General features: G+C 70.9%; 23 protein-coding genes and 1 tRNA gene. 2 read left to right on the top strand and 22 right to left on the bottom strand.

The window, feature by feature from the left end:
* Window positions 1-2: 2 nt before the first annotated feature.
* The 19 genes from secF to thrS all read right to left on the bottom strand — a co-directional run bounded on the left by secF (window position 3) and on the right by thrS (window position 17,041).
* Window positions 3-1,277 (bottom strand): protein translocase subunit SecF, encoded by a 1,275-nt coding sequence (secF, locus tag KVF89_RS11160; RefSeq protein ID WP_257425637.1) that lies wholly within the window; start codon window positions 1,275-1,277, stop codon window positions 3-5.
* Window positions 1,277-3,076 carry a protein translocase subunit SecD gene (gene secD / locus KVF89_RS11165; protein ID WP_257425638.1) on the bottom strand — a complete coding sequence of 600 codons (1,800 nt, stop codon included), beginning with the start codon at window positions 3,074-3,076 and terminating at the stop codon, window positions 1,277-1,279. The genes secF and secD overlap by 1 nt, the downstream gene beginning before the upstream one ends.
* Window positions 3,077-3,079: 3 nt before the next feature.
* The gene (yajC, locus tag KVF89_RS11170; protein WP_257425639.1) at window positions 3,080-3,406 is read right to left on the bottom strand and encodes a preprotein translocase subunit YajC; all 327 of its coding nucleotides are present in this window, start codon (window positions 3,404-3,406) and stop codon (window positions 3,080-3,082) included.
* A gap of 145 nt (window positions 3,407-3,551) precedes the next feature.
* Window positions 3,552-4,631, bottom strand: coding sequence for a Holliday junction branch migration DNA helicase RuvB (ruvB, locus tag KVF89_RS11175; protein ID WP_257425640.1), 1,080 nt, complete (start codon window positions 4,629-4,631; stop codon window positions 3,552-3,554).
* 12 nt (window positions 4,632-4,643) lie between these two features.
* Complete coding sequence (ruvA, locus tag KVF89_RS11180) at window positions 4,644-5,240, bottom strand: Holliday junction branch migration protein RuvA (RefSeq protein ID WP_257425641.1); 597 nt, start codon at window positions 5,238-5,240, stop codon at window positions 4,644-4,646.
* The gene (ruvC, locus tag KVF89_RS11185; RefSeq protein WP_257425642.1) at window positions 5,237-5,776 is read right to left on the bottom strand and encodes a crossover junction endodeoxyribonuclease RuvC; all 540 of its coding nucleotides are present in this window, start codon (window positions 5,774-5,776) and stop codon (window positions 5,237-5,239) included. The genes ruvA and ruvC overlap by 4 nt, the downstream gene beginning before the upstream one ends.
* Before the next feature lie 89 nt (window positions 5,777-5,865).
* Window positions 5,866-6,633, bottom strand: a complete 768-nt coding sequence (locus KVF89_RS11190) for a YebC/PmpR family DNA-binding transcriptional regulator (protein ID WP_257425643.1) — start codon at window positions 6,631-6,633, stop codon at window positions 5,866-5,868.
* Window positions 6,634-6,669: 36 nt separating this feature from the next.
* The gene (gene pdxT, locus KVF89_RS11195) at window positions 6,670-7,245 is read right to left on the bottom strand and encodes a pyridoxal 5'-phosphate synthase glutaminase subunit PdxT (RefSeq protein ID WP_257425644.1); all 576 of its coding nucleotides are present in this window, start codon (window positions 7,243-7,245) and stop codon (window positions 6,670-6,672) included.
* Between the two features lie 37 nt (window positions 7,246-7,282).
* Window positions 7,283-8,263, bottom strand: a complete 981-nt coding sequence (locus KVF89_RS11200) for a signal peptidase I (protein ID WP_257425645.1) — start codon at window positions 8,261-8,263, stop codon at window positions 7,283-7,285.
* Window positions 8,263-8,862, bottom strand: a complete 600-nt coding sequence (locus KVF89_RS11205) for a hypothetical protein (protein WP_257425646.1) — start codon at window positions 8,860-8,862, stop codon at window positions 8,263-8,265. The genes KVF89_RS11200 and KVF89_RS11205 overlap by 1 nt, the downstream gene beginning before the upstream one ends.
* The gene (locus KVF89_RS11210) at window positions 8,855-9,508 is read right to left on the bottom strand and encodes a hypothetical protein (protein ID WP_257425647.1); all 654 of its coding nucleotides are present in this window, start codon (window positions 9,506-9,508) and stop codon (window positions 8,855-8,857) included. The genes KVF89_RS11205 and KVF89_RS11210 overlap by 8 nt, the downstream gene beginning before the upstream one ends.
* Entirely contained in the window at window positions 9,505-10,293 is a 789-nt protein-coding gene (locus KVF89_RS11215) for a signal peptidase I (RefSeq protein WP_257425648.1), read from the bottom strand. The genes KVF89_RS11210 and KVF89_RS11215 overlap by 4 nt, the downstream gene beginning before the upstream one ends.
* A 30-nt stretch (window positions 10,294-10,323) precedes the next feature.
* Window positions 10,324-10,905, bottom strand: a complete 582-nt coding sequence (locus KVF89_RS11220; RefSeq protein ID WP_257425649.1) for an alternate-type signal peptide domain-containing protein — start codon at window positions 10,903-10,905, stop codon at window positions 10,324-10,326.
* A gap of 221 nt (window positions 10,906-11,126) precedes the next feature.
* Window positions 11,127-12,020, bottom strand: coding sequence for a pyridoxal 5'-phosphate synthase lyase subunit PdxS (gene pdxS, locus KVF89_RS11225; protein ID WP_257425650.1), 894 nt, complete (start codon window positions 12,018-12,020; stop codon window positions 11,127-11,129).
* 31 nt (window positions 12,021-12,051) lie between these two features.
* Entirely contained in the window at window positions 12,052-12,690 is a 639-nt protein-coding gene (gene pgsA / locus KVF89_RS11230) for a phosphatidylinositol phosphate synthase (RefSeq protein ID WP_257425651.1), read from the bottom strand.
* A 22-nt stretch (window positions 12,691-12,712) separates the two neighbouring features.
* Window positions 12,713-13,273, bottom strand: coding sequence for an HIT family protein (locus KVF89_RS11235; RefSeq protein WP_257425652.1), 561 nt, complete (start codon window positions 13,271-13,273; stop codon window positions 12,713-12,715).
* Window positions 13,270-14,007, bottom strand: coding sequence for a TetR/AcrR family transcriptional regulator (locus KVF89_RS11240; protein ID WP_257425653.1), 738 nt, complete (start codon window positions 14,005-14,007; stop codon window positions 13,270-13,272). The genes KVF89_RS11235 and KVF89_RS11240 overlap by 4 nt, the downstream gene beginning before the upstream one ends.
* A 40-nt stretch (window positions 14,008-14,047) precedes the next feature.
* Window positions 14,048-15,055, bottom strand: coding sequence for a glycoside hydrolase family 25 domain-containing protein (locus KVF89_RS11245; RefSeq protein ID WP_257425654.1), 1,008 nt, complete (start codon window positions 15,053-15,055; stop codon window positions 14,048-14,050).
* A gap of 3 nt (window positions 15,056-15,058) precedes the next feature.
* Complete coding sequence (gene thrS, locus KVF89_RS11250) at window positions 15,059-17,041, bottom strand: threonine--tRNA ligase (protein ID WP_372497897.1); 1,983 nt, start codon at window positions 17,039-17,041, stop codon at window positions 15,059-15,061.
* A 138-nt stretch (window positions 17,042-17,179) separates the two neighbouring features.
* Here thrS and KVF89_RS11255 point away from each other — a divergent pair, with 138 nt between their 5' ends.
* Window positions 17,180-17,731, top strand: a complete 552-nt coding sequence (locus KVF89_RS11255) for a Dps family protein (protein WP_257425655.1) — start codon at window positions 17,180-17,182, stop codon at window positions 17,729-17,731.
* Window positions 17,732-17,737: 6 nt separating this feature from the next.
* Here KVF89_RS11255 and KVF89_RS11260 read toward each other — a convergent pair whose 3' ends face one another.
* Window positions 17,738-18,013, bottom strand: coding sequence for an excalibur calcium-binding domain-containing protein (locus tag KVF89_RS11260; protein WP_257425656.1), 276 nt, complete (start codon window positions 18,011-18,013; stop codon window positions 17,738-17,740).
* 97 nt (window positions 18,014-18,110) lie between these two features.
* Between KVF89_RS11260 and KVF89_RS11265 the strand changes: the two genes are divergently transcribed.
* Window positions 18,111-18,737 (top strand): class I SAM-dependent methyltransferase, encoded by a 627-nt coding sequence (locus tag KVF89_RS11265; protein WP_257425657.1) that lies wholly within the window; start codon window positions 18,111-18,113, stop codon window positions 18,735-18,737.
* 61 nt (window positions 18,738-18,798) lie between these two features.
* Here the strand turns inward: KVF89_RS11265 and KVF89_RS11270 are convergent.
* Together KVF89_RS11270 and KVF89_RS11275 are read right to left on the bottom strand one after the other, a co-directional pair.
* Window positions 18,799-18,870 (bottom strand) — tRNA-Val (locus KVF89_RS11270).
* Window positions 18,871-18,970: 100 nt separating this feature from the next.
* A complete protein-coding gene (locus KVF89_RS11275; RefSeq protein WP_257425658.1) occupies window positions 18,971-20,815 on the bottom strand; it encodes a flavin-containing monooxygenase in 1,845 nt (614 codons plus the stop codon).
* Window positions 20,816-20,852 lie beyond the last annotated feature (37 nt).

Here is a 20,852-nt window from a genome sequence, read left to right on the forward strand (position 1 = left end):
CGCTACTTCTTGCCGCGCTTGGACCGCGCCTGGCGCACCGGCTGCTTGCGCCCCGAGCTGCCGCTGTCGCTGACCGGGCGGGTGGTGGCTGGCACCACGCGGCCCTTTCCGGTGGCATCCGTGTTCGGGGCCGTACGACGCGGGGCCGACGTGTCGTCGGCGTCCACCTCGATCTCGAACTCGTCCTCGAGCAGCTCGTCCGGGACGGCGTCGAGAGCCTCGCCGCGACCACCGGCGACCACCGCGTCATCGGTGGCGACGGGGACCGAGGCGTACCGGTCGGCCAGCGCCCGCTGCTTGGCCTTCGCCCGGCGGGCCTGGACCTGCATCTCGGTCTCCTGCATCTTCAGGTGGACCAGGACGCGTGGCGCGAGCATGACCGAGGAGTACACACCGACGCCCATGCCGACGAACTGCGCGAGCGCGAGGTCCTGCAGCGAGCTGGCACCCAGCTGGACCGCGCTGACGTAGAGGATCGCGCCGATCGGGATCAGCGCCACGATCGAGGTGTTGATCGAGCGCACCAGGGTCTGGTTGACCGCGAGATTGGCCGCGTCGGCGTACGACTGCGTGTTCTTGCGCAAGGTCGTGGTGTTCTCCTTGACCTTGTCGAAGACGACCACGGTGTCGTAGAGGGAGAAGCCGAGGATCGCGAGCACGCCAGTGACGGCGGCCGGTGTCACCTGGAACCCGGAGAGGGCGTAGACGCCGACCGTCAGCACGACGTCGTGGATCAGCGCGACCAGCGCCGCGACCGACATCCGCCACTCGCGGAAGTAGGCCCAGATGAAGATGACGACGAGGACCAGGAAGATGAGGACGCCGATCAGGGCACGCTTGGCGACCTCCTGCCCCCAGCTCGGCCCGATGTCCTGGACCGAGAGGTCACCCTCGCTGACCTGGGGGAACTCCTCGTGGACCAGCGCGGTGATGTCGCCGCGCTGCTCCTCGCTGAGGTTCTCGACCTGGATGGTCAGGGTCGAGTCGCCCTCGGTCGTGACGGTCGGGTTCTCGGCGTTCTCGATCCCCGAGTCGGCCACCTTCTCGAGCAGGCTGTCGGCGGCGTCCTGAGTGGCGTTGCCCGCCCCGACCGGTACCGCGACGGTCGTGCCGCCGGTGAACTCGACGCCCATGTTGAGCGGCTTGAGGAAGAGCACCAGGATCGCGGCGGCGACCAGCACCGCGGAGATCCCGTAGAAGAGCCATGCCTTGCCGACGAAGTCGATGGACTTGCGGCCCTGGTACAGCTCGTTGCCCAGGCGAGACATCTTGCCCATCAGGCGTCACCTCCCGCGACGGCGGGACGGTGGGAGGGCGTCACGTCCATGCCCAGCGTCTCCTTGCTGAGTCCGGACAGCCTGTGCCCGGAGTTGAAGAGCTTGAACTGTGCGAGCCAGGACACCATCGGCTTGGTGAACCAGAACAGCACCGCGAGGTCGATCAGCGTGGTCAGTCCGAGTGCGAAGCCGAAGCCCTTCACCGCGCCGGTGGCGAAGATGTAGAGCACCAGCGCCGAGAGGATCTGCACCGTGTTGGCCGCGACCCGGGTGACCCGGGCCCGGGCCCATCCGGTCTCGACCGCGACCCGCATCGACTTGCCCTCGCGCATCTCGTCCCTGATGCGTTCGAAGAAGATGACGAACGAGTCGGCGGTGACACCTACGGCGATGATCAGACCGGCGATGCCGGGCAACGTGAGCGTGAAGCCGGCGGTCTCGCTCAGCAGCAGCACCATGGCGTAGGTGACCATGGCCGCCACGAACAGCGAGCTCACGACCACCAGCCCGAGGCCGCGGTAGTAGACGAGGCAGTAGAGCATCACCAGCGCGAGCCCGATCGCGCCGGCCGTGAGGCCGGCGGACAGCTGGTTGCCGGCCAGGGAAGGCCCGATCTCCTCGACGGAGGTCTGCTCGTCGTTGAACTTGATGGGCAGGGCGCCGAACTTGAGGCTGTTGGCGAGGTCGAGCGCCTCCTGCTCGGTGAAATCGCCCTCGATCTGCGACCGGCCGTCGGTGATGACGCTGTTCATGACCGGGTAGGTCAGCACCTGGGCGTCGAGGACGACGGCGAACTGCTCCTCGGTGCCCGCGAAGGCACGGGAGACGGCCTCGAAGTCCGAGGAGGCACCCGCGGAGCCCTTGGGGTGGGCGCGGTCCTTGCTGTTGCCCATCTCGATCGCGACGACCCAGCCGACACCGTTCTGCGGGGTCTGGGCGCTCGCGTCGTCGAGCTCGGTGCCCTCGACCACGGAGCGGCTCAGCAGGAACTTGATGACGCCGTTGTCCTTGTCGGGCGTGGAGCACGCCACGATCGGCTGGTCCGAGTCATCGGGCAGGTCGGCCGGCTTGCCCTCGGCGTCGACCAGGACGCCCTTGGCGTCACACGTGTAGGAGTTGAACGCCGTGATCGACGCCTGGTCCGGTCCGCGCGACCAGGCGATGTCGTCCTCGACGGTCCACTTCTCGCCGTCACCGGCGGGATCCCCCGCGGCCGGCGTACCCGTGGCGCCGTCGGTCGGGGCATCCGTGGGGACGTCCGTGGCGCCGTCGGCCGGCGCGTCGGTGGCACCGTCGGTCGGGGCGTCCGTCGCACCGTCGGTCGGGTCGTCCTCGGCCAGCGACAGCGGTGCGCGGCCCAGGCCGCCCATGCCCTCGGTGCCGGTGCTCGCGGCACAGGCGCCGGGCCGGACGTCCGAACAGGCGACCAGACGGAAGCGCAGCTGCGCCTGACGCTTGACCGTGTCCTCGAGCTGGCCACGGTTCTTGGTCTTGCCGGGGACCTCGACCACGATGTTGCGGCCGCCCTGGGTGGTGACCGCCGCCTCGGCGACGCCGGAGCCGTTGACGCGCTGGTCGATGATCCGGCGTGCCTCGTCGAGGTTCTCCTGGGAGGGAGCCTCCTCAGCGGTCAGCGTGATCCGGGTGCCGCCCTGGAGGTCCAGGCCGAGCGCGGGGCGCCAGGGCTTCTCCGGCTCGTCGACACCGGCCTGTGAGAGCGCCGTGAGGCCGTAGAGGACGGCGAGACCGAGGAAGAAGACGATGAGGTTGCGTCCGGGGCGCGGACGGCGGGCCGCCATGACTCAGCGCTCCTCTTCGTCGTCGGGGAGGGCGTCGGACCGCGACTCGGTGGTCTCGGGCTCGGGCTCGGCCTCGCGGCGCACCGAGGCGACCGCTCCGCGCACGACCCGGATCACGACGCCGGGGGCGATCTCGATCTCGACGTGCTCGTCGGTGGACCCGGTGATCGTCCCGAAGATGCCGGAGGTCAGCATCACGTCGTCACCGACCGAGAGCGCCGCCTGCAGCTGGGCTGCCTGCTTGCGCTGGCGCGAGGCGGGGCGGATGATCAGCAGCCAGAAAATGGCCGCGATCGCCACGATCGGCAGTAGGGACACAGCGTCTTTCACGGACCAACCTTCTCCACGGGGGCAAGGACGGACGCCGAAGGACAGGATCGTCCCCGGGACCGACTGGGAAGTGTAGCCACGGAACCTTGCGCGGCACTGATCGACGGGAGAATCCGTGCCCACCAGGCGTCGCGATCGGCGCGGGTCAGTCCTCGAAGAGGGTCGGTCCGGTCTCGTCGTAGGGCAACGCCGGCGGGGTGAGCCCCAGATGCGTCCAGGCGGCGGGCGTGGCGATCCGGCCGCGCGGTGTCCGGGCGAGGAAGCCGTTGCGGACCAAGAAGGGCTCCGCGACCTCCTCGACGGTCTCGCGCTCCTCGCCGACGGCGACGGCGAGCGTGGAGACGCCGACCGGACCGCCGCCGAAGCGCCGGCACAGGGCGTCCAGGACCGCGCGGTCGAGCCGGTCGAGGCCGAGCTCGTCGACCTCGTAGAGGTCGAGCGCCGCCTGCGCCACCGCGCGGGTGACGACACCGTCGGCGCGGACCTGGGCGTAGTCGCGGACCCGGCGCAGCAGCCGGTTGGCGATGCGGGGGGTGCCTCGCGAGCGGCCGGCGATCTCGACCGAGCCGTCGGCGGTCAGGTCGACGCCGAGGAGTCCGGCCGAGCGGTGCACGATCCGGTCGAGCTCGTGGGGCTCGTAGAACTCCAGGTGCGCGGTGAACCCGAACCGGTCGCGCAACGGGCCCGGCAGCAGGCCGGCCCGGGTGGTGGCGCCGACCAGGGTGAACGGTGGGAGCTCGAGCGGGATCGCCGTCGCGCCGGGGCCCTTGCCGATCACCACGTCGACCCGGAAGTCCTCCATCGCGAGATAGAGCATCTCCTCGGCCGGCCGCGACATCCGGTGGATCTCGTCGACGAAGAGGACCTCGTCCTCGTTGAGGCCGGACAGGATCGCCGCGAGGTCGCCTGCGTGGGTGATCGCCGGCCCGCTGGTGATCCGCAGCGGGGCGTTCATCTCGTGGGAGATGATCATCGCCAGCGTGGTCTTGCCCAGGCCCGGGGGTCCGGAGAGCAGCACGTGGTCGGGCGCCCTCCCCCGCTGCCGCGCGGCCTCGAGGACCAGGCCGAGCTGGTCGCGGACCCGGGACTGGCCGACCACCTCGTCGAGGCTGCGGGGGCGCAGCGCGGCCTCGACCGCGCGCTCGTCGCCCTCGGCCTCCGCAGCGGTCAGCGAGCGGAGGTGGCCGTCCTCCGCCGCCGCCAGGTCGTCCTCGTGGAAGGCCATCCCAGGAGCCTCTCAGGCCTTCGACAGGGAGCGCAGGGCGGCACGCAGGAGCGCGCGTACGTCGGGGGCCGGGCCCGCCTCGCCGGCGACCGCGTCGACGGCCTTGTCGGCGTCCTTGGCGTTGTAGCCGAGACCGACCAGTCCCTGGTGGACCTGGTCGCGCCACGCGGCCGCACCGGCGACGGCCCCACCGGACGTCGCGCCCGTCGCGGCACCGATGCGATCCTTGAGCTCGAGGATGATCCGCTGCGCGCCCTTCTGGCCGATGCCGGGGACCTTGGTGAGGGTGCGGACGTCGTCGGAGGCGATGGCGTTGCGCACGCCGTCTGGCGAGAGCACGGCCACGATCGCCTGGGCGAGCTTGGGTCCCACGCCGGAGGCGGTCTGGACGAGCTCGAAGATCGTCTTCTCCTCCTCGTCGGCGAACCCGAAGAGGGTGAGGGAGTCCTCGCGCACGACCATGCTCGTCGGCAGCATCGCGGAGGAGCCGGTACGCAGCTGCGCGAGCGTGCCCGGGGTGCACATCAGCTCGAGCCCGACTCCGCCGACCTCCACCACGGCGCTGGTGAGGGTCAGGGCGGCGACGTTGCCGCGGACGAACGCGATCATCGGGCTCCTCGCAGGTTGCGGGTCGGGCGGGACGCGGCGAGTGCGGCATCGAGTCGCGCCTGCGTGCCGCCACGCCAGATGTGGGTGATGGCCAGCGCGAGTGCGTCCGCGGCGTCGGCGGGCTTCGGCATCGCGTCGAGCCGCAGGATCCGGGTGACCATCAGGCCGACCTGGTTCTTGTCGGCGCGGCCGTTGCCGGACACGGCCGCCTTCACCTCGCTCGGCGTGTGCAGCGCGACCGGGAGGCCACGCCGGGCCGCGCAGACCATCGCGATCCCGGCGGCCTGGGCGGTGCCCATGATCGTGCTGACGTCGGAACGGGCGAAGATGCGCTCGATCGCGACCGCGTCGGGCCGGTGCTCGTCGAGCCGTGCCTCGATGCCCTTCTCGATCGTGACCAGCCGCTCGGGGACACCGAGCTGGGCGGAGGTGCGCACGACGCCGACATCCACGAGCGTCAGCGGCCGCCCGACGGATCCCTCCACCACGCCGAGCCCGCAGCGGGTCAGCCCCGGGTCGATCCCGAGCACGCGCACGTCATCACCTTCCGTCCGAACAGGTGTTCGGAGACCAAGTTAGACGCTTCCCGTGCCAAGGACGACAAAGACACGCCCGGCGGCGTATCTCAGTCCTCGATCTGGTCCAGCACCTCGTCGGGGATGTCGGCGTTCGAGAAGACGTTCTGCACGTCGTCGAGGTCGTCGACGACGTCGACCAGCTTGAACACCTTGCCGGCCGCGGCCGGGTCGGTGACCGGGATGTCCATCGAGGCGACGAACTGCACCTCGGCCGAGTCGTAGTCGATCCCGGCCTCCTGCAGGGCGGTGCGGACGGCGACGACGTCGGTCGCCTCGGTCTGGACCTCGAACGCCTCACCGAGGTCGTTGACCTCCTCGGCACCCGCATCGAGGGTGGCCTCGAGGAGGTCGTCCTCGGAGACCTCCTTGCCGTCCTGGGCCTTGGCGACGACGACGACGCCCTTGCGGGTGAACAGGCGGGAGACGGAGCCGGGGTCGGCCATGGTGCCGCCGTTGCGGGTCACCGCCGTGCGCACCTCCATCGCCGCGCGGTTGCGGTTGTCGGTGAGGCACTCGACGAGGAGCGCCACACCCTGAGGGCCGTAGACCTCGTACATGATCGTCTCGTAGTCGACGCCGCCGCCCTCGAGGCCACCGCCTCGCTTGACCGCGGAGTCGATGTTCTTGTTCGGGACCGACTGCTTCTTCGCCTTCTGGATGGCGTCGAACAGCGTCGGGTTGCCGGAGGGGTCGGGACCACCCATCTTCGCGGCGATCTCGATGTTCTTGATGAGCTTCGCGAAGAGCTTGCCGCGCTTCGCGTCGATCACGGCCTTCTTGTGCTTGGTGGTCGCCCACTTGGAGTGGCCAGACATGAGGACTCCTTAACATCCCGACAACAGCGGGGAAGTCTACTGCCGCACCAGATCGAGGAAGATCCGGTGCACCCGTCCGTCACCGTCGACCTCGGGATGGAAGGACGTCGCCATCAGGTGTCCCTGCCGTACGGCGACCGGATGGCCCTCTGCCTCGGCCAGCACCTCGACGCCCGGTCCGGTGTGCTCGACCCAGGGAGCACGGATGAACACCGCATGCACCGCATCGGGCAGCCCGGCGAACGACAGGTCCGCCTCGAACGAGTCGACCTGGCGTCCGAAGGCGTTGCGGCGGACCGTCACGTCGAGCCCGCCGATCGTCTCCTGGTCGGCCGTGCCGCCCTCGATCCGGTCGGCCAGCAGGATCATCCCGGCGCAGGTGCCGAAGGTCGGCATCCCCTCCTCGACCCGGGTCCGCAGCGGCTCCAGCAGCTCGAAGGTCCGCGCCAGCTTGGCCATCGTGGTCGACTCGCCGCCCGGCAGCACCAGGCCGTCGCAGCGGGCGAGCTCGGCGGGGCGGCGTACCGGGAACGCCTCGGCACCGAGGGCGGTCAGGGTCTGCAGGTGTTCGCGTACGTCGCCCTGCAGCGCGAACACTCCGATGGCGGGCACCTGCGCAGGCTATCGATGCCCGCCCGTCGGCCAGGACTCAGCCCTGCCCGCAGTACATCCACCAGTTGGGGCCGTTCGGGCGCGGGCCGGAGTGGAGCAGCGTCGTCGTCGGGGAGCCCACGTTGGAATGGTCGCTGACCAGCCTGGTCCAGACCTTGGCGTAGTAGCTGTCGTTGCCACCGCCTCCCGACACGATGCCGAACATCAGCGTGACCGACGTGGGCGGGTTCACGGGGTTGAGGGTTCCTGAGCTGTACAGGCTCCCACCGGGGCTGGTGCCCTTCCACAGCTCCCAATGGAACTCGTACTGCGGGCCGAGCCCGGTCCAGGTGAGCTTCGCCTCTGCCTTGTTCTGCCCGCTGCCCTCGTTCGACGTGCACACCGGCTGCTGGTGCGACCCCGGCGCCGGGGTCGTCGCCCGGACCGTGGCGTCGGCCGTGTCGGTCCAGTACGCCGACGTGAAGGCCCAGGGCGTGACGCCGCTCGCTCCCAGGCCGACGCCCAGCGCCACGGTCGACGCCAACCCGACCGGCACCAGACGGTGCCCGCGTCCGAAGCCGATCAGGAGCAGGGCCAGCACCAGCAGCGCAGCGGCCACGAGACCGAACGGGCTGGCCGCGGCATTGAGCACGTAGCCGGCGTACGGGACGCCGAGGACGACGCGGTCCGCCGTCTCGACGACATAGGGATGTGCGTCCGCCACCTCGTTCGCGTCGCCCCGCAGCGTGAGGACGGCGGCGCCGCCGTCGGCGTCGAGGCCGGTGATGCGGTGGGTGACCCGCTGCCCCTGCGCGTCGAGGACGCTCACGACGTCACCGACGGCGAGGTCGGAGGCCGGGACCTCATGGGCGATGCCCAGCGCGCCGGCGGCGTAGGCCGGGCTCATCGAGCCGGACGAGAAGACCAGTGGCGTGACCTGGAAGAGCCAGCCGGCGAGCAGGGAGAGCAGGCACAGGGCGCCCAGCACTCCACCAACCCAGAGGAGGGTCTCGCGGGCGACCCGCTTCGCGGCGGACATCACTGCTCCTGCCTGGCCGGGAAGGTGAACGTCACGGCCGACGTCGCGTTCGCGGACACACCCGAGCTCGACGGCAGCCGCACCTGGATGCAGAGGTTGTGCGACTGGCCCCGGGCCAGGTGGGCGCCGACGGCCTCGTCGAAGCCGTCGAGCGAGACGTTCGCGCCGCCGACCAGGGTGCCGTTGACGCAGGCGCCGGAGCTGATGGTGCCGCCCCGGCGAACCGTGATCGACAGCGCCGCGCCCAGGGGGTTGGTGGCGGCGGCCTGGACCCGGTAGGAGAGCTTCGCGTCGCCCACGCTGTTGTTCGCGACCGTCATGAGCGCCGCCCTGGTGTCGCCGTCGGCCATGCCGGTCAGGCTCAGCTCCGGCCAGTCGGTGATGGTCTCCGGCTTGACCTGCTGGTTGTTCTCGAGGTCGATGTGAAGCGCTCCGGTGGAGAACCCGACGCCGGCGACGGTGCCGCCGTCGGTCCAGTACGCCGACGTCCCCACCGCGCCGACACCGACCAGGAGCCCGGCCGAGAGCAGGGCCCGGGTCCGGCCCCGGCCGAACCAGCCCGGACGGGGGCCGCGGTGCCGCGATGCCTGCCTAGCCACGGACGCTCACCTCCTGACGACGGTGCCGCCCGGGTCGGACCAGGGCGATGCCCGCGCCCACGAGTCCGGCGGCGATCCAGATCAACCCGATCCCGAAGGGCGAGCCCGTGTCGGGCAGCGCCCCACCGCTCACCCCGCCGCCCCCGTCGTCCTCGACGCCGGCGACCTCGCCGGTCTCGGCCATCGTCACGCGGACCTCGAAGGGCGCGACCTCCTGGAAGCGCGCGGTGGCCTCCGGGCGGAAGGTGCCGCGGACGGTCACGCTGGTGTCGCCGCCACGAGGCACGCCGAGGACCGTCGGCTGGATGCGCGTCGTGCCGACGAGGACCTCGGTCCAGGGCCCCTGGCCGACCCGGGCCTCCAGGTGGAAGTCGGGCGAGGCGAGCAGACCGGCGGGGTCGGTGGCGAGGACCTCGACGGACAGCTCGCCGGCCGACGGGCCGTCGTTGCGGACCCGGAAGGACCGCTCCTCGACGTCGCCGGGCACCCAGCGGAAGGCGGCGTCGTAGAGCGGCGCGGTGAGCTGCGGCAGCCAGGTGACGCCGTCCGTGCTCAGCCCGGTCTCGTCGTCCGCGTGGGCCGGCGCGGCCCCGGCGCCGACGGCCAGCACGGCTGCGGCGAGCAGCGCGGCGAGGCGGCGGATCATGGTCGGCCTTCCTTCGTACGTCGGATGAAGCGGATCGGGTCGCGGCGCCGGGTGCGGCGACGAGTGCGGCGCCAAGTCAGCAGGAGCAGCGCGGCGACGGCGAACGTCACCGGCATCACCAGGACGGGGGCGTCCCGCCGGATGGACCGGTCCGTCGGTGCCGCCGGGCCTGCTGCTGTGTGGAGTTCTGGGGTCCTGGCCCGGTCCGCCGGAGCAGGCCCCGCCGCCGTACCGGCGGGCGGTTCCTCGACCGCCGGCACCCGGCGCCCGCGCCGCCGGTCCCTGACCGCCCCGACGAACATGAAGGTCGCGTAGCCGACCAACCCGGTCGAGACGACCAGGACGGCGACCTGGCGCTGCCTGCCCGTCAGTGCGTTGTTGACATATCCGAGGTACGGCACCGAGTACCAGAGCCAACCCTTGATCTGGACCTCGCGGACCGGTGCCGGATCGGGAGCGTCGTTGGCGTCCCCCTGGGTGGTGAACGCCTTCTCCCCGTCGAGCCGGGAGCCGACGCCGACGACCCGGTGGGTCACCACCGTCGACCTGCCCGACGCACGCTGGTAGGTGATCACGTCACCGATCCGGATCCGGTCCACCGCGACCGGTTTGACCACGACCAGCGCGCCCGGCGGGTAGTCCGGCTCCATGGATCCCGTCAGCACGGTGTACGGCGTGCCTCCGGCGATCCGCGGAACCAGGACCGCTGCCGCCAGCGCGACCGCGATCAGGAGGAGCACCAGCCAGACGACGACCTGGGTGACCCAGCTGATGACGGAGCGCACCGGCGACTCGCGAACCCTCGGACCCTCGGATCAGTGGTTGTCGTCCTGCGTCAGCGACACCGTGATCGCGTCGAGCGTCCCGGCCTTGAGCTGGGTGTCGTTCGCGTTGACCGTGGTCTGCGTGCCGTAGGGGAAGTCGACGGTCACGGTCGCGACGAGGTACTTGCCGTCGTGGCTCGAGGTGATCGTGCCCGGAACCGCGATCGGGTTGGTCGTGCCGGCCGCGTCGTCGGCCACGACGTAGGAGGCGTTGACCGGTGCCGACTCCGTGGTCGAGACCGACTCCAGCGTGCCCGTGAGCGGGACAGCGGCCGGTGTGGTCAGCGTCGCCTCCAGGTGGGCGCCGCTCGCCTCGATCTGGAAGCTGCACACGCGGGTCAGGCTGTCACCCGGCACGAGGAGCTGGTTGGTGTAGACCGCCTCGTTGACCACGTCGCCCTTGTCCAGGACCCAGCCGCCGCAGTTGTCGTTCTCCAGCGCCAGGCTGCCGGTGCTGATCGACGTGCCGCCGATGTTCGCCGTGTCACTCCAGTACGCCAGGGTGCCCGCACCACCCATGAGCAGGACGGCCGCGGTCCCAGCTGCGAGCGCGCCCTTCGTCGTCTTCTTCATTTGTACTCCGGTCCCCATGCCCTGTTGTCCCCAGGTCTGGTTGTCATGGTCGCGACGCAGGGAGCGCCTCGCGATCCACAACGAAGGCAAACACAGGCCGACACGGCGGGTGACGGGAATCGGGACGAACGTCCCGAGATTTAACCGAGGCCGTGCTGCTGCTCACGCAGCACCACGGCCTCGGACGGAACGTCAGGCTCGGCGGGCGATCCCGCCGCGGGTCACCAGCCGCGCTCGGCCAGGCGGTGCGGCTGGGGGATGTCCTCGACGTTGATCCCGACCATCGCCTCGCCCAGACCGCGCGACACCTTCGCGACCACGTCCGGGTCGTCGAAGAACGTCGTGGCCTTCACGATCGCCTCGGCCCGCTGCGCCGGGTTGCCCGACTTGAAGATGCCCGAGCCCACGAACACGCCCTCGGCACCCAGCTGCATCATCATCGCCGCGTCCGCCGGGGTCGCGATGCCACCCGCGGTGAACAGCACGACCGGCAGCTTGCCGGTCCGCGCGACCTCGGCCACCAGGTCGTACGGCGCCTGGAGCTCCTTCGCCGCGACGTACAGCTCGTCGTCGGCCAGCGCGCCGAGGCGGCGGATCTCCCGACGGATGGTGCGCATGTGGGTGACCGCGTTGGACACGTCGCCGGTGCCGGCCTCGCCCTTGGAGCGGATCATCGCCGCACCCTCGGTGATCCGGCGCAGCGCCTCGCCCAGGTTGGTCGCGCCGCACACGAACGGGATCGTGAAGTTCCACTTGTCGATGTGGTTGGCGTAGTCGGCCGGGGTGAGGACCTCGGACTCGTCGATGTAGTCCACACCCAGCGACTGCAGCACCTGCGCCTCGGCGAAGTGACCGATCCGGGCCTTGGCCATCACCGGGATCGACACCGCCGCGATGATCCCGTCGATCATGTCGGGGTCGCTCATCCGGGACACCCCGCCCTGGGCACGGATGTCCGCCGGCACCCGCTCCAGCGCCATGACGGCGACCGCGCCCGCATCCTCGGCGATCTTGGCCTGCTCCGCGGTGACGACGTCCATGATGACGCCACCCTTGAGCATCTCGGCCATGCCGCGCTTGACCCGGGTGGTGCCGTGCTCCTGCTGCTCGCTCATGCTCCCGAGTCTACGACCCGGGGCGGGCTCGCTACGCGGGAGTCTCACCCTCGGACGCGAGCGCCTGGCGGCGTACCTTCAGCACCCGGAAGACCACCGTGTAGGTGCTCGCGAGGGCCAGCGCCCACAGGGTCACGTACATCAGGATCGGCAGGTCGAAGATGGCGCTCAGACCCGTCATCACGAGGATCGAGACGAGCCGGTCGGCACGCTCCGCCAGGCCACCCTTGGCGTCCATGCCGAGGGACTCGGCACGGGCCCGGGCGTACGAGGTGACCGAGCCCATCACCAGGCACCACAGGGTCACGCACAGGTAGAGGTAGCTGTCGCCCTGGTCCTTGCCGGTGCCGGCGAAGTAGAGGGCGAGGCCGCCGAAGATGGCTCCGTCGCCGATCCGGTCGAGGGTGGAGTCCCAGAAGGCTCCGAACTTCGAGACCCGACCGGTCTCGCGCGCCATCCGGCCGTCGATCAGGTCGCTGAACACGAAGGCGGTGATGAACAGGACGCCGATCAGCAGCTCGCCCTGCGGGAAGAAGATCAGGGCACCGGCGCTGACGCCGAGCGTGCCGACGAGGGTCACCGCGTCCGGGCTGATGCCCAGCCGGATGAACAGTCGCACCACGGGGTGCAGCACGGTCCCGGCCCAGAACTCCTTGAAGCGATCCAACACGGTTCAGGAACCTACTCGATGGTCACGTCGCCGGCGCCATCTGCCAGGCCTCGGCGAGGAGGCCGCGGGTCTCCCCCAGCAGCTGCGGCAGCGTCTTGGTGCCGCCGATGACGGTCATGAAGTTGGCGTCCCCGGACCAGCGCGGGACGACGTGCTGGTGCAGGTGGCCCGAGAGCGAGCCGCCCGCGGCACCGCCAAGGTTGAGGCCCACGTTGAACGCGTGCGGCTGGGCGACCGCGCGGATGGTGCGCAGCGCCGCCTTGGTCAGCGCCGTGACCTCGTCGGTCTCCTCGTCGTCGAGGTCGAGGTAGTCGGCGACGTGGCGGTACGGCAGGACCATCAGGTGCCCGGGGTTGTACGGGTAGAGGTTGAGCACGACATAGGCCGTGCGTCCTCGTACGACGACCAGCTCGTCGTCGCTCGACGTGGCCGGGTCCGGCGTGATCCGGCAGAAGGGGCAGGCCGGGCGCGGGTCGGCGTGGGCGGGCTCATCGTCCGGGTCGGCCTCGCCACGGACATAGGCCATCCGGTGCGGCGTCCAGAGCCGCTCGAGCCCGTCGGGGCCGGGAGTGGGCCGACTCATGCGCCGCCCTCAGTGCCGTCGGACGGTCCCAGCGCCTGGAGCAGCTCGGCCACCGGCAGGTCGGGCAGGTTGAGCCCGCGCGCCAGCGCCATGCCGTTGATCTGCAGCCAGATCGACTCCGCGAGGATGCTGATGCAGACGTCGATCCCGGGCTCGCGCACCTCGCGCCCGAGCCAGCGGCGGACCGCGGCGAAGACGGCGCCGATCATCCCGAAGACCCACGGATCCAGCGCCGCCCGGTCGTCGTCGGTGAGCTCGACGCCCAGCGCGGCCACGACGACCGCCATGATCCCCTCGATGCCCTCGGCCACCTGCTCGACGGCCTGGCTGAGCGGGCTCGGACCCCAGCCGGCGAGGTCGCGCTCGGCGAACCAGTAGAGCGTGGGATGCGCCTCGGCCCAGCGGACGAAGCTGCCGACGATGCGGTGGATGATCTGGTCGGGCGTGCCGTCGTACGACAGCGCGGGCAGCAGCTCGCTGCCGACGTGCTCGCAGATCTGTCGCTGCACGGCCCGGTCGAGGTCCGAGCGGTCCTCGAAGTGCCGGTAGATGACGGTACGGCTCATGCCGGCCTCGTCGGCGACGGCCTGGACCTGGAACTCCTCCCCCGGCGCCTGGCGCTCCAGGACGGCGATCGCGGCGTCGATGATCACCTGGCGACGCACCTGGTTGTGCTCCTGCCAGCGCCGGCGGCGGCCGTCGAGCGGCTCCGTCTCCACACCCTCCGAGGTCACTGGCAAACCCTCTCACGTCCCCTCACGGGCCCACCCGCGGTCACGAGAAGCGGTGGAACCAGCGGCCGAGATCGGCGGCGATCCCCGGGCAGGTGACGTTCTGGTCGCGCTGCTGCTCGACCCACTGCCCCATCACGGCGGTGCCACCCTGGATGGACCAGTCGGCTCCGCACCGGTCGAGCGCCTCGGCCCGGGAGGTCTGGCCGGCCGCGCGCCACTCCGGCACCCCGCCCAGGCTCAGGTCTCCGACGACTCGCCGATACAGGCTGGGCGTCGAGTAGACGCCGATGTCGTAGCCGGCGTCGGTGTAGCCGCGCGCGACGCCCTCGATCACGGCCGCATTGGCCTGCAGGTCGCTGCTCCAGTCGAAGTTCGGGACCGGCTCGACGTCGATCCACACGATCGGGCTGAGCAGCCCGACCTGGCCCATGGTGCCGATGTTGTAGCGCGCCTGCTGGTAGCCGACGTTGCGCAGCCGGCCGAGCCGATCGCTCGCGTCGTGGGGTCCGTCGGCGCCGTACTCCTCCAAGGTGGCCTTGCTCGGATAGCTCGACACCGCGTAGACGGACACGAGCACGTCGTTGTCCTTGGCCCACCGGACCTGGTCGGCCAGGCAGGGGTTGGGGGTGAAGCCCGGCCCGTTGGTGAGGCCGAGCACGACGTACTCCGCCTCCGGGAGCGGCATCGGCATCCCGAGGCCCTGCTTCTCCGGGATGCCCATGCCGGGTGGGCACTGCGGCCAGCTCACGTCACCCCCGAGGACCTCGCCGTCGCGCGGGGCGATATTGCTGGTCGCGATCTCGCTGGCCTGGCGCGCCGCCTCCTCCGCGAGCTTGGCCAGGTCACTGGCGCCGGCTCCCGGATCACCGGCATCACCGCCGGGCGCGCCCTGGTCGACGGACTCGGTCGCGGTGGGCGTGCTCGACGGCGGGCGGGGCGGCGCGGCGGACGGCGAGGATCCGCCGCATGCCGTCAGCACGGCGGCCGCCAGCGTCAGGGCAGCTGCCAGAGCAGCGCGCCGTCCGGCGTCCCCCATGACGCCGGCCACGGCTCAGACCTGCTCGCGCGCGTCGACCGCGGCGACCACGCGTGCGATCGCCTCGGCGATCGGCACGCCGTTGTCCTGGCGACCGTCGCGGTAGCGGAAGCTGACCGCTCCCGCCTCGACGTCCTGGTCGCCCACGATCACCATGAAGGGGACCTTCTGCAGCTGGGCGTTGCGGATCTTCTTCTGCATGCGGTCGTCGGAGTCGTCGACCTCGACCCGGATGCCGTGCTTGCGCAGCTCGGCGGCCACCTCGTAGAGGTAGTCGACGTGCCGCTCGGCGACCGGGATGCCCTGCACCTGGACCGGGGCGAGCCACGGCGGGAAGGCGCCGGCGTAGTGCTCGACGAGGACGCCGAGGAAGCGCTCGATCGAGCCGAACTTGGCCGAGTGGATCATCACCGGCTGCTGCTTGGTGCCGTCGGAGGCGGTGTACTCCAGACCGAAGCCCGCGGGCTGGTTGAAGTCGTACTGGACCGTGCCCATCTGCCAGGTGCGGCCGATCGCGTCCTTGGCCTGGACCGAGATCTTCGGGCCGTAGAAGGCGGCACCGCCCGGGTCCGGCACGAGATCGAGACCCGACTCGGAGGCCACCCGCTCGAGGACCGCGGTCGCGACCGCCCAGTCCTCGTCGCTGCCGACGAACTTGTCCTTCTTCGCGTCGTCGCGGGTCGACAGCTCCAGGTAGAAGTCGTCGAGGCCGAAGTCGCGCAGCACGCTGAGCATGAACTCCAGCAGGTGCTTGACCTCCGCGGGGGCCTGCTCGGGCGTGCAGTAGGAGTGCGAGTCGTCCTGGGCGAAGCCACGGACCCGGGTGAGTCCGTGGATGACGCCCGACTTCTCGTAGCGGTAGACGCTGCCGAACTCGAACAGGCGCAGCGGCAGCTCGCGGTAGGAGCGCCCCCGGGCGCTGAAGATCAGGTTGTGCATCGGGCAGTTCATCGCCTTCAGCTGGTAGTTCGCGCCCTCGAACTCCATCGGCGGGAACATCGTGTCGGCGTAGTACGGCAGGTGACCCGAGGTGTGGAACACGCCGTCCTTGGTGATGTGCGGCGTGCCGACGTAGGAGAAGCCCTCCTCGATGTGCCGGCGGCGGACGTAGTCCTCCATCTCCCGCTTGATCACACCGCCCTTGGGGTGGAACACCGGCAGGCCGGAGCCGATCTCGTCGGGGAAGCTGAACAGGTCCAGCTCACGGCCCAGCTTGCGGTGGTCGCGACGCTCGGCCTCCTCGAGCCGGTGCAGGTGCTCCTCGAGCGCCTCCTTGCTCGGCCAGGCGGTGCCGTAGATGCGCTGGAGCTGCTTGTTCTTCTCGTCGCCGCGCCAGTACGCCGCCGCGCTCCGCATCAGCTTGAATGCCGGGATCCGCTTGGTGGTCGGCAGATGGGGCCCGCGGCAGAGGTCCTTCCAGGCGACCGCGCCGTTGCGGTTGATGTTGTCGTAGATGGTCAGCTCGCCGGCGCCGACCTCGGCGCTCGCGCCCTCGGCCGCGTCGGCGGCGTTGCCCTTGAGGCCGATCAGCTCGACCTTGTAGGGCTCGTCGGCCAGCTCGACCAGCGCGTCCTCGTCGGTGGTGACGCGACGGTCGAAGCGCTGGTTCTCCTTGACGATCTTGCGCATCGCGGACTCGAGCTTGACCAGGTCCTCCGGCACGAACGGGGTCTCGACGTCGAAGTCGTAGTAGAAGCCGTCCTGGATCGGCGGGCCGATGCCGAGCCTGGCCTCCGGGAACACCTGCTGCACCGCCTGCGCCAGCACATGGGCGGTCGAGTGCCGCAGGATGTCGAGGCCGTCGGCGCTGTCGATCAGCACGCCCTCCACCTCGTCGCCGTCGACGAGCTCGTAGGACAGGTCCTTCAACTGCCCGCCCACCCGGGCGGCGATCACGTCGGCGTCGTCGCGGAACAGCTCCCAGGCCTTCGTGCCCTCCGTGACCGTCGACTCCCGGCGCGCGTCAGGGATGAGTACGGCGACCTTGATGTCGGACACGGAGGAGCTCCCTCGGGTGGTTCGTGACGTGGCGCGACCGGTCGGCGCACCGGTCACGATCGTACCGAGCGGACCGCATCCGCCGCGCGGCAGTTGGCCGACCCGTCTGATCCGGCCGCGACGGCGTACTGAACGAGCATGGCCCACACCCAGACCCTGCACTTCACCACACCCGGCCTCGACGAGAAGGCCGCCGAACGCGTCGTCGAGCTCCTCCAGAGCCGGCTCGACGCCTGCACCGACCTGCACCTGACCCTGAAGCACGTGCACTGGAACGTGGTCGGCCCGCACTTCATCGCCGTCCACGAGATGCTCGACCCCCAGGTCGACACGGTGCGGGGCTTCGCCGACGCGCTCGCCGAGCGCATCGCCACCCTCGGCGGCTCGCCCCAGGGCACGCCCGGTGCGCTGGTCGCGCGCCGGCCGTGGGACGACTACGACATCGGGCGGGCCACCACCCAGCAGCACCTGGCCGCCCTCGACGTCGTCTACCAGGGCGTGATCACGACCTACCGCGACGGCATCAAGGAGCTCGACGACCTCGACCTCGTCACCCAGGACATGTTCATCTCCCAGACCGAGCAGCTCGAGCTCTTCCACTGGTTCGTCCGCGCGCATCTCGAGGACACCGGCGGCCGGCTCAGCACCGCCGGCGACGTCACCGAGAAGGACGCCGCCGCGGACGCCTGAGCGGGCTCAGAGCTTCTCGCAGGCGATGCCGTCCTTGTCGCGGTCGCTCTTCGCGTTGGCCTTGTAGAGCTTGGCGTTGCGCGTGAAGTTGGTGACCTTGGTTCCCGACGTCTTGTCGACCGCGCCCGGCTTGCCGACGCCGTGCGGGTAGGCCTTGTTGAGCGCCGTGCAGTTCCGGTAGGTCTTCGGCGCGGCCGCGTCGGCCGGCGAGGCGAGGGCGAGCGAGGCCGGCGCGAGCAGGGCGGCGGTGGCGAGGACGGCGGCGAGACGACGGCTCTTCATGACGACGGAGCGTAGGGCCGCCGGCCGGTCACGTCCGGCGAATGCGGCAGATCAGGACGTGCTCCGGCGCGGTGGGCGGGCGCCGTACCCTCGACCCATGCGGTTCTGGGACGACCGGGTCGTGCCGGTCCTCGTCGACAAGATGCTGTCCACCGGCCCCGTGCACAAGGAGCGCAGGGCCGTGTGCTCGGGCCTGACCGGCCGGGTGCTCGAGGTCGGCTTCGGCTCGGGGCTCAACATCACCCACTACCCGGCGGGCGTCACCGAGATCGCCGCGGTCGAGCCCTCCGACCGGGGGTGGGAGCTGTCGAGCCGACGGCGGGCGGGCGCGGCGGTCCCCGTGACCCGGATCGGGCTGGACGGCCAGGACATCGCCGCGCCGGACCACGGCTTCGACCAGGCGCTGATCACCTTCTCGCTGTGCACGATCCCCGACCCGGCGCGCGCCCTGCGAGAGGTACGACGACTGGTGCGGCCGGGCGGGACCCTCGCCTTCCTCGAGCACGGCCTCTCCCCCGACACCCGGGTCGCCCGCTGGCAGCGCCGGCTCGACCCGATCGAGAGGCGGGTGGCCGGCGGCTGCCACCTGTCCCGGGACGTCCCGGGCCTGCTCCGCGACGCCGGCTTCGAGGTCGACACGCTGGAGACGGGCTACCTGCCCGGACCGGCGGCCATGCGGCCCTGGGGCTACCTCTACCGCGGCACCGCGTCGACACCGGCCTGAGTCACCCAGGACGTGAGACAGCCCCGGCCCGCTCTGCGCGGGCCGGGGCTGTCGCTCCCGGTGGGCGATACTGGGTTCGAACCAGTGACCTCTTCGGTGTGAACGAAGCGCGCTACCACTGCGCCAATCGCCCGGGGCGGACCCGAAGGGACCGCGGTCGGAGACTCTAACGCATTCGTCGACCGCTGCTCACATCGGGACCTCTCCCCACCTCCGGACGGACGCCGGGCGCATCAGCCGAGGTGGTGCACCTCCTGCAGCCGGTGCACGGGTGTGTCGATACCGGCGTGCCGGGCCTTGAGCTGCAGCGCGAGGTAGAGCGAGTAGTGCCGCGACTGGTGCAGGTTGCCGCCGTGGAACCAGAGGTTCTCCTGCTGGGTGGGCTTCCACATGTTGCGCTGCTCGCCCTCCCACGGGCCGGGGTCCTTGGTGGTGTCGGAGCCGAGGCCCCAGACCTTGCCGACCCGGTCCGCGACCTCCTGGCTGATCAGGTCCGCCGCCCAGCCGTTCATCGAGCCGTAGCCGGTCGCGTAGACGACCAGGTCGGCGGGCAGCTCCGTGCCGTCGGCGAGGACGACGGACGTCTCGGTGAGGCGGTCGACCTCGCCCTTGGCGAGCCTCACGTCACCGCTCGCCACGAGCTCGGCGGCACCGACGTCGATGTAGTAGCCCGAGCCGCGGCGCAGGTACTTCATGAACAGGCCCGACCCGTCGTCGCCCCAGTCGAGGTCGAAGCCGGCGGCCGTCATCCGGTCGTAGAAGTCCTGGTCGCGCTCGCGCATCCGGTCGTAGAGCGGGATCTGGAACTCGTGCATGATCTTGTACGGCAGCGACGCGAAGACGAGGTCCGCCTTCTCGGTGGTCATGCCGGCCTCGAGCGCACGCTCCGAGTAGAGGTCGCCGAGCCCGATGTCCATCAGGGTGTCGCTCTTGACGATGTGCGTCGACGAGCGCTGCACCATCGTCACATCGGCGCCGGTCTCCCAGAGCGCTCCGCAGATGTCGAAGGCCGAGTTGTTGCTGCCGATGACCACGACCCGCTTGCCGGCGTACGCGTCGGGCCCGGGGTGCTGCGAGGAGTGGTGCTGCTCGCCCTGGAAGACGTCGGCACCCGGGATGGCGGGGATGTTGGGCTTGCCGGACATCCCGGTCGCCATCACCAGGTGGGTCGGCTTGAGCACGAGCGGCTTGCCCTCGCGCTCGAGCTGGACGGTCCACGCGCCCGCCTCCTCGTCGTACGACGCGCCGGTGGCGACCGTGTTCGACCAGTAGGGCACCTCCATCACCCGGGTGTAGAACTCCAGCCAGTCGCCCACCTTGTCCTTGGGCGCGAAGACCGGCCAGTTGTCGGGGAACTTGAGGTACGGCAGGTGGTCGTACCAGACCGGGTCGTGCAGGCACAGCGACTTGTAGCGCTTGCGCCACTGGTCGCCGGGACGCGGGTGCTTGTCGATGACGAGGGCCGGTACGCCGAGCTGACGCAACCGCGCACCGAGCGCGATGCCGCCCTGGCCGCCACCGACGACGAGGACGTAGGGCTGGGCGTCGACGCCGAGCGCGGCGTCCTCGGCCTGCCGCTTCTCCAGCCAGGTCACCCGCTCCCTGGTCGCGCCGTGCTCGGCACCCATCGGGCGTCGTACGCCCTTCGGCTCCTCGTGACCCTTGAGCTCGAACAGCGTGGTCAGGAAGGTCCACGCCTTCGGGCCGTCCCCGTCGCCGGGGTCGACGATCCGGACCAGCCCGCGGCCGCGGCCGACGGCGGTCTCGAACTCGAACCAGGCGGTGGTGACGCCGTCCGCGGTCGCGGCGGGCTCGGTGAGCCGGAAGCCGTGGGGGTCGACCCGGTCGAGGGTCGCCGTCAGCAGGTCGGCGACGCCGTCGGGATTCTCGACGGTGGTGAGGTTCCAGGAGAAGGCGATCAGGTCGCGCCAGAAGCTGGTCGCGGCGAACAGGCCGGCGGCGCGGTGGACGTCGCGGGCGGTCAGGGCGTCCTCGAAGGCGGCGAACCAGGCGGTCGCCGGGTCGGGGGCTTCGGTGGTGGCGGCCGCGGTGACGGGCCGGTCGTCGAGCTGGGTCATGCCGAGAAGGAGACCGCCGGACGGGGCACGCCGGGAA

The organism is Nocardioides carbamazepini, assembly GCF_024614185.1.
GTDB classification, from domain to species: Bacteria; Actinomycetota; Actinomycetes; order Propionibacteriales; family Nocardioidaceae; genus Nocardioides; species Nocardioides carbamazepini.

Bases quoted from the DNA above. Each gene is read 5' to 3' on its own strand.
- secF (WP_257425637.1), bottom strand. From the start codon at position 1,277: ATGGGCAAGATGTCTCGCCTGGGCAACGAGCTGTACCAGGGCCGCAAG.
- secD (WP_257425638.1), bottom strand. From the start codon at position 3,076: ATGGCGGCCCGCCGTCCGCGCCCCGGACGCAACCTCATCGTCTTCTTC.
- ruvB (WP_257425640.1), bottom strand. From the start codon at position 4,631: ATGGCCTTCCACGAGGACGACCTGGCGGCGGCGGAGGACGGCCACCTC.
- ruvA (WP_257425641.1), bottom strand. From the start codon at position 5,240: ATGATCGCGTTCGTCCGCGGCAACGTCGCCGCCCTGACCCTCACCAGC.
- KVF89_RS11190 (WP_257425643.1), bottom strand. From the start codon at position 6,633: ATGTCTGGCCACTCCAAGTGGGCGACCACCAAGCACAAGAAGGCCGTG.
- KVF89_RS11200 (WP_257425645.1), bottom strand. From the start codon at position 8,263: ATGTCCGCCGCGAAGCGGGTCGCCCGCGAGACCCTCCTCTGGGTTGGT.
- KVF89_RS11210 (WP_257425647.1), bottom strand. From the start codon at position 9,508: ATGATCCGCCGCCTCGCCGCGCTGCTCGCCGCAGCCGTGCTGGCCGTC.
- KVF89_RS11220 (WP_257425649.1), bottom strand. From the start codon at position 10,905: ATGAAGAAGACGACGAAGGGCGCGCTCGCAGCTGGGACCGCGGCCGTC.
- pdxS (WP_257425650.1), bottom strand. From the start codon at position 12,020: ATGAGCGAGCAGCAGGAGCACGGCACCACCCGGGTCAAGCGCGGCATG.
- KVF89_RS11235 (WP_257425652.1), bottom strand. From the start codon at position 13,273: ATGAGTCGGCCCACTCCCGGCCCCGACGGGCTCGAGCGGCTCTGGACG.
- KVF89_RS11255 (WP_257425655.1), top strand. From the start codon at position 17,180: ATGGCCCACACCCAGACCCTGCACTTCACCACACCCGGCCTCGACGAG.
- KVF89_RS11260 (WP_257425656.1), bottom strand. From the start codon at position 18,013: ATGAAGAGCCGTCGTCTCGCCGCCGTCCTCGCCACCGCCGCCCTGCTC.
- KVF89_RS11265 (WP_257425657.1), top strand. From the start codon at position 18,111: ATGCGGTTCTGGGACGACCGGGTCGTGCCGGTCCTCGTCGACAAGATG.
- KVF89_RS11275 (WP_257425658.1), bottom strand. From the start codon at position 20,815: ATGACCCAGCTCGACGACCGGCCCGTCACCGCGGCCGCCACCACCGAA.